The 12,186-nt window shown below is 44.2% G+C and carries 11 protein-coding genes; 5 read left to right on the forward strand and 6 right to left on the reverse strand.

The window, feature by feature from the left end:
• Positions 1–42: 42 nt before the first annotated feature.
• Positions 43–2,790 (reverse strand): tetratricopeptide repeat protein, encoded by a 2,748-nt coding sequence (locus P5683_RS02660; RefSeq protein WP_315639412.1) that lies wholly within the window; start codon positions 2,788–2,790, stop codon positions 43–45.
• Between the two features lie 184 nt (positions 2,791–2,974).
• On the opposite strand from P5683_RS02660, the gene P5683_RS02665 reads away from it, so the two are divergent.
• Entirely contained in the window at positions 2,975–3,268 is a 294-nt protein-coding gene (locus P5683_RS02665) for a hypothetical protein (protein WP_008053459.1), read from the forward strand.
• A gap of 82 nt (positions 3,269–3,350) precedes the next feature.
• Here the strand turns inward: P5683_RS02665 and P5683_RS02670 are convergent, their stop codons facing one another.
• The 5 genes from P5683_RS02670 to P5683_RS02690 all read right to left on the reverse strand — a co-directional run bounded on the left by P5683_RS02670 (position 3,351) and on the right by P5683_RS02690 (position 8,967).
• Positions 3,351–5,039, reverse strand: coding sequence for a hypothetical protein (locus P5683_RS02670; RefSeq protein ID WP_315639414.1), 1,689 nt, complete (start codon positions 5,037–5,039; stop codon positions 3,351–3,353).
• A 165-nt stretch (positions 5,040–5,204) separates the two neighbouring features.
• Positions 5,205–5,507 (reverse strand): RNA-binding protein, encoded by a 303-nt coding sequence (locus P5683_RS02675; protein ID WP_006623949.1) that lies wholly within the window; start codon positions 5,505–5,507, stop codon positions 5,205–5,207.
• A gap of 230 nt (positions 5,508–5,737) precedes the next feature.
• On the reverse strand, positions 5,738–7,546 hold the full coding sequence (gene sppA / locus P5683_RS02680) for a signal peptide peptidase SppA (RefSeq protein WP_315639416.1): 1,809 nt from the start codon (positions 7,544–7,546) through the stop codon (positions 5,738–5,740).
• A gap of 322 nt (positions 7,547–7,868) precedes the next feature.
• Positions 7,869–8,543 carry a HEAT repeat domain-containing protein gene (locus P5683_RS02685; protein WP_006623951.1) on the reverse strand — a complete coding sequence of 225 codons (675 nt, stop codon included), beginning with the start codon at positions 8,541–8,543 and terminating at the stop codon, positions 7,869–7,871.
• Between the two features lie 127 nt (positions 8,544–8,670).
• Positions 8,671–8,967 carry a hypothetical protein gene (locus P5683_RS02690; RefSeq protein ID WP_006623952.1) on the reverse strand — a complete coding sequence of 99 codons (297 nt, stop codon included), beginning with the start codon at positions 8,965–8,967 and terminating at the stop codon, positions 8,671–8,673.
• A gap of 70 nt (positions 8,968–9,037) precedes the next feature.
• Between P5683_RS02690 and P5683_RS02695 the strand changes: the two genes are divergently transcribed.
• From P5683_RS02695 to P5683_RS02710, 4 genes are all read left to right on the forward strand, one after another.
• On the forward strand, positions 9,038–9,280 hold the full coding sequence (locus tag P5683_RS02695; protein ID WP_035760086.1) for a ferredoxin: 243 nt from the start codon (positions 9,038–9,040) through the stop codon (positions 9,278–9,280).
• 17 nt (positions 9,281–9,297) lie between these two features.
• The gene (locus P5683_RS02700) at positions 9,298–10,407 is read left to right on the forward strand and encodes a mechanosensitive ion channel family protein (protein WP_006623954.1); all 1,110 of its coding nucleotides are present in this window, start codon (positions 9,298–9,300) and stop codon (positions 10,405–10,407) included.
• A 156-nt stretch (positions 10,408–10,563) separates the two neighbouring features.
• Complete coding sequence (gene rimO, locus P5683_RS02705; protein WP_008053450.1) at positions 10,564–11,883, forward strand: 30S ribosomal protein S12 methylthiotransferase RimO; 1,320 nt, start codon at positions 10,564–10,566, stop codon at positions 11,881–11,883.
• A gap of 45 nt (positions 11,884–11,928) precedes the next feature.
• Positions 11,929–12,054 carry a hypothetical protein gene (locus P5683_RS02710; RefSeq protein ID WP_315639420.1) on the forward strand — a complete coding sequence of 42 codons (126 nt, stop codon included), beginning with the start codon at positions 11,929–11,931 and terminating at the stop codon, positions 12,052–12,054.
• Positions 12,055–12,186: the final 132 nt, after the last annotated feature.

A 12,186-nucleotide genomic window follows, 5' to 3' on the forward strand; every position in this document is an offset into this window, starting at 1 on the left:
AATTATACTCGTTGATGGTAATTGGATCACAAAAAATTTTTTTTATCTAATTTCCAACTTCTCTAAAATCTTCTCCAACCCGGTCAGATTTACCCAGATATCCTCAGTTAAGGGATTTTGGTACATTAGCGATCGCAAAGGGTAACAGGAAAACCCATCTCCCGTCAGGGAATAATGTTCCAATCCCAAAGCCTGAGATATCACCCAATAGTAATGGCGGTCATAATGGGGGGACATCAACTCAACCACTCTCACTCCTGGCTGACAGAAAACCAAATTGGTTAAACCACTCCCATGGGGACCTATAACTATTTCCGCCCGTGAGAATAAAGCCACCTGCTGAGAAAATGATAGTTTCTCTGGTAGCACCCGCACAAACCCCAACCGACTCAGCTGCGCCATCACCTGTTCTTCATTCAAAACCCGTCGATGTCTAGCCTGGGCGCGACTCACATAGATACGATTAGGGTAATCATGAGCATCACCCTTCGCCAGGGGGAGAAAAGTTCTTCGCAGGAAGTCCAGCCCCCAAGGTTGCAACCATCCCGTCGGAGAAGCAAACGAGGGGACTAGCAACTGTCGCGCCTGAATATGGGGGTAGCGATCGCTTTCGATAATTTTCGATTCCGCAATACCCAAGCGCCGCAAAGTTTCCCGCTGAAACCCTAGCCTAGCACTATTGACCACAAACCCATCTATCTGATTAAAGTCTACCCCCACCCGTCGCATTAATTCCCACCGTGGCAGTATATCAACCATCCAGTGAAAATAGATATGTCCCGAAAGTCCTGATAATACCGCCACCGTCCCATCAATATATTGGGGGGGACAAAGTTTAGTTTGGCGAAAAATCCAATGTTTTTCGGGATTATAGTTAATACAACCCGGAAGGGGGGCGGGATATTCCCGTGATAGGTCGGCTAACAGTTGATTATCCGGTGTTATGGTAGCGATCGCCCGACAGACTTTCCAGTGATTTTCTTGGGGAACAATCCAACATCGTCCCTGGGGAATACTTGCCACAAACGTTTCAAAGGGGACCTCTACAATCTTCGCATCTGCCACTCGCCTCTGAATACCATAACCTAAATTGCTCACCTCAAATCCCGCAAAAATTCGCTCTCGACAAGGGCTACAATCTAAACCGCCGCACTCTCTGCCCCCTACATTATCTAACTCTGCTGAGGGAGGCTGTTGTGCTACCGTTGGAATCGGGATATAGTGGCTGGTGTCTATATTATTCGCCTGTAGCCATGCCTGGGTTTTCTGATAAACTCCTTGGGGTGGCTGTTGTGGTCGGGGAATTTCTCCGGTTGATATAGTTCCGGTATCCCGCCACTCCTGCGAAACAGTAGTCAAATTCTCTGCTGTTTCCTGGTTTTCTAAAACCTTTGAATAATAAGCGATCGCCAATTCCCACCGTCCCTGCGCCTCAAGTAAACTCCCCAAAAGCCAATAGACTTCTGGGGAGTATTCAATCACCCCGGCAGTATGGCAAACTGTTATTGCCGCCTGCAACCTTCCCTGTTTAGCTAGACAGGATGCTAAATCCAGGTAAGTTTGTATTTTCTGAGGTTTAATCCTTAATGCTCGTTGATAATACCTAATTGCTGCATCCCACTCCCCATATTGATTTAGGGTATTACCCAAATGAAGGTAGGTGGCTTCTAGGTAGTTATAAACCGCATCCGGCACCTCAGTTACATTATGATCAGACTCCTGGGAGTTCTCAGAGTTCCCCAATTCCAAATCGGATTTTTGCAGAGCTTCCAAAAACTGGGCGCAGGCTATTTGTGCCTGTAGTAGTTCATCTGAACCTACTTCTAGGATAACGTCCTGATTAAAGCGTTGGATATAACCCTGCACAAATTTCGGGTCAATGGCGATCGCTTTCTGAAAACAAGCCATGGCTTGAGATAGCCAACCTATGATTAAGCAAGAACTACCACAATCGCTATAGAACATGATATTATCCGGTTCTATGGCGATCGCTTTCTGGAAATAACTTATCGCTTGTCTGTGGTTATTTTTTTGCTGCCACAACTTACCCAAATTACTGTAAGCAATAGCTAAATCCGGTTTCAGGCTAATCGCCTTCTCGTAGGCGGCGATCGCTTCACTCAGCTTTCCTTGGCAAGCCAAAGCCCAGCCTAAGTTATTATATACTAATGGCTCTGTCGGGTCAATATTTAGGGATTCTTGAAAGATGGCGATCGCCTCATCTATCTGATTTTGCTGTAATTGCAAATATCCCAGGGTGTTGAAAATTTCCTGAAAATTAGGGCAGTTAATTCCGCCTTGTTGTAAAACTTTAATCGCTGTGTTAATGTCCCCCCTTTCATTTAACCGCAGCCCCATATCCAAATAAGCCTGACCTAGCTTAGGGTTTAAGGCGATCGCCTTTTCGTAACAGCCAATAGCCCCTTCAATATTACCCTGCCAATGTAAAGCCGACCCTAAATGATAGTGTAAATCTGCCCAATTAGGGGATAGGTCGATCGCCTGTTGGTAAAATGAAATAGCTTCATCAAACCAGCCCATATTACGATATATTTGGGCTAGGTAAGCATAGCTAATGGCTTGGTTAGGTGCAAGTTCAAAGGCTTTTGTATAAGCCGACATAGCCGCCATTAATTGGCCATAATCTTCATGAATATTGCCTAGCAGTTGGTAAGCAATGGCACAATTAGGCTGTTGGCTGATGATTTCCCGACAAATAGCAAAAGCCCGATCTTGGTTTCCCTTGCTTAAATTATCCTGTGCCAACTTCAACAACTGTTCAACACTCATTCCCACTCCCGGTTTCCCTATTGCAGTCTACAACAGGTCTAGCGCTATCTTACCCAAGAATTATAAATCCTCCCCTGCTCATTTACTCAACTTTGATCCATCATCGTCTCGATGTCCATATAATATTGATTGATATTTGGTGGGAATATTGCTAAATTTTGATGATTGTTAGTGAGGACTGATCATGAAAACTATTCATGTCGTCTTAATTGCCGTTGCTACTGCCTTATTTAGTGGTGGTATTGGCTTTGTCGGAGGTACAGCGATCGGCGGTGTTGGTGGTGCCGCAGCCGGGGTTTTCTTAGGTATATGTATCACCGCAGAAACAGCCAGACAAGAGGGTTTTTTGACTGCTGAACAAGCTGATAATCTCGTATCTATCATGCGCCAAAATGCCTCAACTCAATGGGAGATACCACCCGAAAGTTTAGAGAACTTTAACTGCGAGCAAATTACTCAAGATTTGGGTTCTGAGTAAATATCACTCACCCCAAAAGGCAGGCTATCATCCTGCCTTTCTTTATCTCAAACCTCGCCAAAACGCCAAAAATACTAACTCCTCACTCTGGGTTATTTAAAATACATTTTGCATCAATAATCCACCAATTAGGCTGCTCAAAAACCGTACATATATTAACCTGTTCATATAAAGCGATCGCCGAATCCTTCTCCAGTAAATCCAAGGCTTTTTGACCTTCAGAAAAAATCAACATCCAATGATTATTTCTAATATATTCAGGCGTGAAAGCTGCCGGATCAATCAGCCAAAAATCCACATTATATTGACTAATAAAATTCTGAAGTTTTGCCAAATCATCCGTATAGTGAGCATTAATCATATCCAAAGTTCTCGCCAAAATTTGATGGTAATAACCCAAGTGATAAGGGATAGCATATTCTCGCGCCATCAAAACAGTTCTTTGAGCAAAAGTTGGCAGTTGATCAGCCTCTGCTGACAGAGAAGCTATCACAATATCTTTCCCTTGCTGTTGGCAGAAATCATAAACTTCTGTCATTCTACCTTTCTCATATCTAACCAATGGAAAATAAGGCACAAAAGCCGGATATAATAGGAGAATTGCCACTATTACACTCATGATAGTTCCCGCCAACCATCGATAAACCCTATAGCTATGGTTATTCCTAAAAACTCTCAGAAGTGTATCCAATATTAAACTCAGAGATATAGCCGTTAAAACCGCAATAATAATCCGAAAACTTAACTCTGTATATCGACCTGGAAGGTGTAGCTTAAACAAAAGTGCATGGGATGCAAAAAACATCAAAACCGATGATATTAACAATTGCAATAATACCCAAACCTGTGGTGTAATATATTTCCAGAGGGGAAACTGTCTCCGAAATATTAGTAAAAATGGCAGTAGTAAAGCCACACATTGAGTCGCGGGGGTAAATAAGGAACTGTGAAACATTCCGCTACGTCTTCCCGTGAACCAAATATCCATAAAATTATCGTGAAAAAACCTACTTCTTCCCCCCTCGAAAAATTCGGGAGAATTCATAGCTTGCGCGCGAGTAATGGTCGGACCAAATTCTGAGGAGGTGATCATATATGGAAGTAATACTATCAAAGCCACCAATAAACCCCCTGCTAAAATTTGATAATTTAGGTGATTTTTGCTTGGCTTAAATCTGCCATTTTCCCAATGAATAACTCTCAATATCAGCATGATAGCAGCAATGAAAACATATTGAGGATAAAATAAGCCAATAGCTGCTACTGTGACACCAACCCCCAGCCGAGAATGTTTCACTAGATAGTATAAAAAGGCGATAAAAAGCGGGTTAATAAATGCTCTGGGTGTTCCTGATGCTAAATCGTCCTTTAACCATAAGGCTTGATTGATGATTAAACAGCCTATAAATCCCGTGACTGGAATTGGCAAAATTTCCAGACATAACTTGAAAAAATAATAAGTAACAAATAATCCTAAAATTGGCGGAATAATTTTCGCTAAGTCAAAGGGGTTTATTCCTAAGATGATACCCAGTTTATACACTAGAGTATATCCCCGGGGAGCTACAGATTGAAAATAATCGGCTATTAAATCATTGGGAAACAGGTCGGGGTCAATAAACCGCAACATCCAAAAAATGTGCTGTCTTGCGTCATTATGGACTAAATTGGGTTCCGCAAAGGCTTGTTTTAGTGATAAAATACCGTATAGGGTGGCTAAACTCATGCTGAGGAAAAGCCACAATCGGGTCTGAGATGTATATTTTTTCATATTCTCATGGCTATTGACGGGTCTAGGGACACAAAAAAAGACCCCTACAACAATGAGGGGTTTTAATTAACTTAGTTTAGTAATTCAGCAACAACCATTAACAATTATTAAGCTGAAACGCGAAATTGCTAAATAAGCTGTAAGACTGATAGAAAAGTGGGAATCCTAGGACCGACGAGAGTAACCACCGCCACCACGACGACCGCCACCAAAAGATCCGCTATTTTCGCGAGGCTTGGCTTTATTGACTCTCAGATCACGACCGCACCACTCAGCACCATCAAGAGCATCAATGGCTGACTGTTCCTCAGCTTCTGTGTCCATTTCCACGAAGCCAAAACCACGCATACGTCCGGTTTCACGGTCTGTAGGTAGTTTAACCCGCTTAACTGCTCCATACTCTGCGAATACAGCAGTTAGATCTTCTTCTGTAACCTCATAGGACAGGTTACCAACGTAAATCGACATAAATTATCTCCAAAACCAGAGTTTCGTAGGGAGTGAGGTTCTCGGAGAGAAACTTGCCAGCATAAAACGTGAAAAACTCGTTGATACTTGAAACAAAAATACTACAACCGATACTTAATTCTCCATTGACTACAGTCTAGCACCCTAACTGATCATTTGGGAATAGGTATTATTACTTTTTTAGAAAAATTTAAGATTTGGTGAGCATATTGTGGCTCAGTGCTTTGGATCTAATCAATCTGCAAGTTAAACGGTAACCTGGTATATATTCCCCTAGGATCATTGAGATGCCTAAGCACGGAGAACTCATGATAGACTTTGAGCAGTTCCCTAGTCAAAGGGTCTGCTGGAGTGGCTTCGGTTCGCAGGCTTTCTAGCAAACGTTCCTCAAAACTAGGAATTCTGGGATATTCGGCGAGTTTCCAATCATCACCAAGTTCGGCTTTTTCGGCTACAGCAGCGATCGCATCTTGTAAACCCCCCAACTGATCAACCAACCCCAAGGCTTCAGCTTGTACCCCCGACCAAACCCGACCCTGAGACATTTCCAAAACCTCCTCTTGTGGTAAATCTCTCAATTGCGCGACGGAAGAGACAAACCGCTGATAAATCAGATCAACCATCTGCTGAACCTTCTCTAGTTCCTGGTCTGTTTTGGGACGGGAGATAGAATTAAGATCAGCAAAGGGTCCGGTTTTCACACCATCCCAGGTAATTCCATTCTGGTTAGCAATATCCTGAGCATTGAACAGCAGTCCAAATACACCAATTGAACCAGTGACTGTCGTGGGTTCAGCCAAAATGCGATCGCTACCCATAGCAATCCAATAACCACCGGAAGCGGCGGCATTGCCCATAGAAACTATAATCGGTTTTTCCTCTCTGGTCAATTGTACTTCCCGTGCGATTACCTCAGAAGCGGTAGCGCTACCACCGGGACTATTCACCCGCAGGACAATTCCTTTGACCCGATCATTATCCCGTAACCTGCGTAACTCTTCGCTAAAGCGATCGCCGCCTACTTGACCAATCCCGCCGCGACCATCGACAATTTCACCATCAGCATAGACTACAGCAATGATATTGCGACTGTTGGGATTACCAGCCCAACTTCCCTTAACTTGAGGAGTTCTGGAATATTCCTGTATCCCCACCCGTCGAAAAGGTTGTCTTCCCTCTTCCTTTTCTCCGGTCAATTCACGCAGTTTAGCCGCCACCTCATCTCTATGGGCGATCTGATCAACCATTTCGCGATCCTTCGCATCTGCAGCCATTAAAAATCCATCCTGATTCACAATTTGCTGCAACTGTGCTGTAGTCAGACTGCGACTAGATGCGATCGCCCCCGTAAACTCACCCCACAAATCTCCCAATAACTGCTGCATTTGCTGTCTATTTTCTGGGCTCATCTCTTGGCGCAAAAAAGGTTCAACAGCAGACTTATATTGACCAACCCGCGTCACCTGTACCCCAATCCCAAACCGTTCCAACGCTCCCGCTAAAAACACGGTTTGAGAACTAAACCCGCTCATCTCGACGGTCCCCATGGGGTGGATAATGATTTCATCCGCTACTGAACCTAGGTAATATTCACGCTCGGTCCAGTCAGTATCATAAGCAATAATAGTTTTACCGCTCTCTTTAAACCCTTCCAAAGCCCGACGGACTTCCTTTAAATTCCCAAACCCTGTGGGAGTTGTACCACTACCGCCTTCCAGGTACAGCCCCACGATTTTATCATCCTTACTCGCCCGCTCAATCGTTTCTAGCACTACCCGCAATGGCAAGAACCTAGACCGATCGTCTCTCAGGGTCTGTCCTATGGCGATCGATGGTGTTGGCGGCGGTGCCGTGTCCGCTATACCCACAGACAGGTCTAGCACCAATACTGATTTATCTCTGAGGGTGGTTTGTGTACCCCTCGAAGCACTAACTACTACTAAAAACGCGATTCCCCCCATGCCAAATGTGATCACTAGGAACAGTCCCAGTAAATTGCCAACTACACTGGCTAGGGTATATTTCAGAAATTCTTTCATGATTAGGTTTCCCTCAGCCGGGGACGGTTTGCTCTGGCTGAGTAGGCTTAATCATAACAAAATAACACGGTTCAGATTTAATCGGCTACCATCGACTAATTTTAGCTGAGGGGTTGACAGGATCAGATTTGGGCGGATATCCTTTGTTTGATTTTTTATTCAACATGACACCGGCCGCACCAGCCGCACCGGTTGACAAATCAAGTGCGATCACTTATCATAATATTGTGGGGCTGATATGGCTTCTTGCTTGATTTTTTATTCAACAGAGCGACAATAAAGAAACTGGGTTTCAGGGTGAAAGAAACCCAGTTGTGAGGGTTTATAATGACTCTGCGAGGCGGTCAAGGGAAATCATAGCGGCTTCAGCGACTTGATGATGGCTGTCTTTAGCCAAATATTTAAGGGCGGATAAGCTCTTAGGGCTAGGTAAATTTCCCAGAGCCTCGGCGAGACGCTGGCGAATTAACCAATCATCGGACTGAGCAAACTTGAGGATATGGTCTATGGCTTCGAGGTCGCGAATTTCACCCAAAGCAGCGATCGCCGCCTGTTGCAAAATCACCATATCACTATCAAGGGCAGACATCAAAACGTCACGGGCGCGGATATCTTTCAAATTGCCGAGAGAGACAGCAGCACTAAAACGCACTAGCCAGTCGGTATCCTCATAAAAAGCCCGCATGAGGGGTTCAACAGCCCTAGAGTCCCCCAAATACCCCAAAGCCCCGGCAGCATCGGCGCGAATGCCATAGTCGGGGTCAGTTTCTAATAATTTTACCAGAATCGGATAACATTCGTCAGTTTGTTTAATCCCTAGGGCGAAAACAGCCATTGACCGAATTTGTAGGCTTTTATCAAAGAGAACCTTCTTAATTAGGGGAACAGCTTGCTCTGGGGATACCTCGCGCAAGGAAGCTAAAGCTAACATCCGATCGCGGGTATTATCGCTGTCTAACTTACGGGAAATTTGGTCTAGGGGAATAATTACACTCATGAGATCAACTTATTAAAACTTTACATGGGGAATTTTTTCTATCCTATCTTAAAACTTTGAACAAGAAAAAGCCCCGCCTGAACAATCAATCAGCCGGGCCTTTAGCCAACAATCTTTGTAAGTAGGATTATTGCATATCCCACAGAGCCTTAAACAAAGTCTCAGCCAGCTTTCTGGATGTGGCATTCCTGGCAGCCTTGAGCGCCGCCCCAGATACTTTGTTCCCTTTGTGGCATGCTCTGGTAATCCAATAAACTCTAAGAGTGACTATACTATTTTGAGGTAGGGTTCCATCTGGTCTAATCTGGGCGAGTGCGGGTGATGATAACGTACACAGGTTAAAATACATGGCACAAGCCATTAAACCAAGAAACCCCGGTTGATAGTAAATTTGCTGTGGTTGCTGTGATTTTTGCCTCAACACTTTAACACTCGTGCAGATTCAACCCTTTCTGCTACCCAATTTTAAACTATCAGGACTTTTTTTCGATCTAATGTCTGTATCTAACTCTATCCAAATCATAATATGTCATAATCGGACCTGTCGTAAACAAGGCGCAGCCAAGGTTTTACAGGCTTTTCAGGCTGCCAATTTTTCCGTCGGGGTCATTACTCCTAGCGGCTGTCTGGGGTCCTGTGGTAATGGGCCGATGGTTTTGGTTTTACCGGAGCAAGTCTGGTATGATCACGTTACACCAGAACAAGTCCCCAGTATTTTGGGATCTATTGACAGTTAACAGTTGAAAAATTGACGATGGATATTTTAGAGATTTTACAAGAAGAATTATTGACCAATACCCTATCTGATTATTTAATCGCTTTTGTGATTATTGTGTTGGGTATTTTAGCCATCAGAGTCATCGAACAAATGATTTTGAGGCGGTTAAAACTCTGGGCGGTTAAAACGAATAGTCGGTTAGATGATGCCTTGGTGAAAATTGGGGATAGAGCCCTAATCCCCCTGGCTTATGTGGCTATATTTTATGTGGCAATCACTAACTTATCATTGCACCCAATTCTCGGTAATTTAATTAATGCGATCGCCTTAATTTTCTCCACCTTTTTAGGTGTGAGGCTGGTGGTATCCCTCGCTGAATATGCTATGCGGTTATACTGGTTAAATCGTCGAGAAATCGAAACCGTAGACCGCGCCCTAAATGCCCTATTGCCAGCCATTCGCACCGCCGCCTGGGGATTAGGAATTATCTTTGTGCTAGATAACCTCGGCTTCAATATTTCCGCCGTGGTAGCGGGTTTAGGAATTGGGGGTGTAGCCATTGCTTTAGCCTCCCAGGGAGTCCTACAAGACCTATTTAGTTATTTCTCCATCCTGTTCGATCGCCCTTTTGAAATCGGCGATTTTATCGTAGTTGGGGACATGGCTGGAAGCGTCGATTATGTGGGAATTAAAACCACCCGCATTAAAAGCATAACTGGCGAACAAGTAGTAGTTCCTAATACCAACCTCACCGCCTCTCGTATTCATAACTATAAACGCATGGAAAGGCGGCGGATACTGTTTAAAATTGGTGTCATCTATGAAACCCCCCAGGAGAAACTACAACAAATTCCTGCCCTCATTCGAGAGATTATCGAATCCATAGAAAACACCCTATTTGACCGGGCGCACTTCTCAAGTTTCGGAGACTTTAGCCTAGACTTTGAGATTGTTTACCACGTTCTCAGCAGTGATTATGCCATGTATATGGATATTCAACAGCGGATTAACTATGAACTAAAATCCGCCTTTGAAGCCAGGGATATTGAGTTTGCTTATCCAACTCAAGTCACCTATTTTGAGGGTATGAACAACCCCAAAAATAGCCCCAGCCGTGAACCTCTCAGGCAGATTTTGAACCCTTAGAATAAAAAGCGCCCTCACACTTACCCAAAATTTCGGAAACCGGAACTACAGAAAAGTAGTTATTGGTTGACTGATACCATTGCCAATTTTCAGGTTAACAGCTATAATAGCATACTTGTACTGTTCCGAGTTTGTGCATCCAAACTTTTACCAACTATGGCAACCAAGCCAACGATCGCATTTTCCCATTTAGGTTGCGAAAAAAATCGCATCGACACCGAACACATGATCGGTTTATTAGCCGAAGCCGGATATCAAGTAGACTCCAACGAAGAGGCGGCTGATTATGTGGTAGTGAATACCTGTAGTTTTATTGAATCAGCCAGAGAGGAGTCCGTCAATACCATAGTTGAACTCGCCGAAGCCCATAAAAAAGTAGTGATTACTGGGTGTATGGTGCAACACTTCCAGGAAAAATTACTTGACGAACTTCCCGAAGCTGTAGCAGTAGTAGGAACCGGAGATTATCATAAAATTGTTAATGTAATTAATCGGGTAGAAAAAGGCGATCGCGTCTCGGAAATTTCTGCCGACCCCACCTATATTGCTGATCATACCGTCCCCCGTTATCGCACCACCACAGAAGGGGTGGCTTATCTACGGATAGCCGAAGGGTGTAACTATCGCTGCGCCTTTTGTATTATCCCCCACTTGCGAGGAAATCAGCGATCGCGTACCATAGAATCAATCGTTACCGAAGCCAAACAATTGGCAGATCAGGGGGTCCAGGAATTAGTGTTAATCTCCCAAATTACCACTAACTACGGAACCGACATTTATGGTGAACCGAAACTCGCAGACCTGATCCGCGCTTTGGGTAAAGTTGATGTACCCTGGGTGAGAATGCACTATGCTTACCCCACCGGACTAACCCCTAAAGTGATTGATGCGATCGCCGAAACCCCCAATTTTCTCCCCTACCTAGACCTACCCCTCCAACATTCCCACCCGGAAATTCTCCGCGCCATGAACCGTCCATGGCAGGGTCAGGTTAATGACCAGATTATTGAGAATATTAAAACTGCTATGCCTAATGCTGTAATTAGGACTACTTTTATTGTCGGTTTTCCGGGAGAAACTAACAGCCATTTTGAACACCTCCTCAAATTTGTGAAACGCCACGAATTTGATCATGTTGGTGTCTTCACCTTCTCCCCCGAAGAAGGAACCCCCGCTTATACTCTTCCCAACACCGTATCCCAGGCGGTAATGGACGCGCGACGGGATGCACTAATGCAGGTACAACAGCCAATTTCTCTCAAGCGTAACCGCCAGTGTATTGGTGAGGTAGTGGATGTTTTAGTTGAACAAGAAAACCCCTCTACAGGCGAGTTTATAGGGCGATCGCCCAGGTTTGCGCCAGAAGTCGATGGTTTAGTATATGTAGAAGGAAACGCGCGTTTAGGGTCCTTAGTTTCCGTGAAAATCACCGATGCTGATATTTATGACCTCTATGGTCACACCCTAGAAAATTAACCCACAATTAATAATTAATAATTAATAATTAATAATTAATAATTATTGTCGGGTTTCTACCCCAGCAGTCAAGAAACCTCCCACCAGTCAAGAAACCTCCCACCAGTCAAGAAACCTCCCACCAGTCAAGAAACCCGGTTTCTCCAAGAAACCGGGTTTCTCAGCCAATAATTGACAGTCGAACCCGCCTCCCACAATTAATAATTAATAATTAATAATTAATAATTATTGTCGGGTTTCTACCCCAGCAGTCAAGAAACCTCCCACCAGTCAAGAAACCTCCCACCAGTCAAGAAACCTCCC

The organism is Limnospira sp. PMC 1279.21 (assembly GCF_032349615.1).
GTDB classification, from domain to species: Bacteria; Cyanobacteriota; Cyanobacteriia; order Cyanobacteriales; family Microcoleaceae; genus Limnospira; species Limnospira fusiformis.